Annotated in this window: 1 protein-coding gene and 1 pseudogene; both read right to left on the bottom strand. The window is 45.2% G+C overall.

Translation table 11 applies throughout. The features are described 5' to 3' along the window. A pseudogene (locus tag A3738_RS07000) lies at positions 1–240 on the bottom strand (GNAT family N-acetyltransferase); the annotation flags it as partial. A 68-nt stretch (positions 241–308) separates the two neighbouring features. Further along, on the bottom strand, positions 309–787 hold a 479-nt coding region (gspM, locus tag A3738_RS06995; RefSeq protein ID WP_068763468.1), incomplete at its 5' end, for a type II secretion system protein GspM.

The following is a 787-nucleotide window of genomic DNA, read 5'->3' as shown; positions in this document are numbered from 1 at the left end:
GATCAAGCGACTGTCTAGTGTTAAACCGATTACTTCTTGATCTAACGAAAAGTGTAAGTGGCATAATTCCCGAATAGTGGCGCGTACTCGCTGATCATAGCCAGGACGTTCCGCTTGGAACAAATATTTGAAAGTAGGTTCGTGCTTGTAAGCACGAAATAGAATTGTTCTTGCTTCCTTAATGGCACTGGCATCAAGCCTTACTACACGCGCCTCTACTTCATCGGTGGTAATTGGCATCCTGGGACCCCTTTTATAGATGAACGAGCTAAACGTAGTGTGCTCATAAGAGCACAAGTGCAGTCAGTTTAGGACGATAGCGTCAACCTTGCACTAACAACACCGGGTTTATCTTCTTTTTCAACGGAAATTTGCTCGACCTGCACCCCAACACTACGTTCGAGAGTGCTGAGCCATGTGACTAATGTATCGAAGGACACATCTTCAACCCAGAGTTTGACCTTATTCTCTCCGCTAGGTTCAAAACGTTTTAGGTTTAATGATTGCTTTCGTGCCATGTTCGTCACAGTAGAAACCAATTGCTGGCTATTAAGATTAGAAGCATTCGACGTATTCGATGAAGAACTGCGCAGCTGATCGCGCGAACTCTTAACCAATTCAAGAAGAGCTGCTTTATCTTTTAGGTCTTGCTCGGCGCGATCCATATAGCTTTGTGCTGGCACCCACATTGCGAAGTACATAAGTGAAGTAACAACTGCGACAAACATAACTTTTAGGCTGAGCTGCTCACGCGCTTCTAGCGATTCCCAACGATCCTTCGCCTGAG

The sequence above is a fragment of the Oleiphilus sp. HI0066 genome (genome assembly GCF_001635725.1).
The sequence above is the reverse complement of the archived record's forward strand: the minus strand, read 5'-3'. Positions and strand labels throughout refer to the sequence as shown.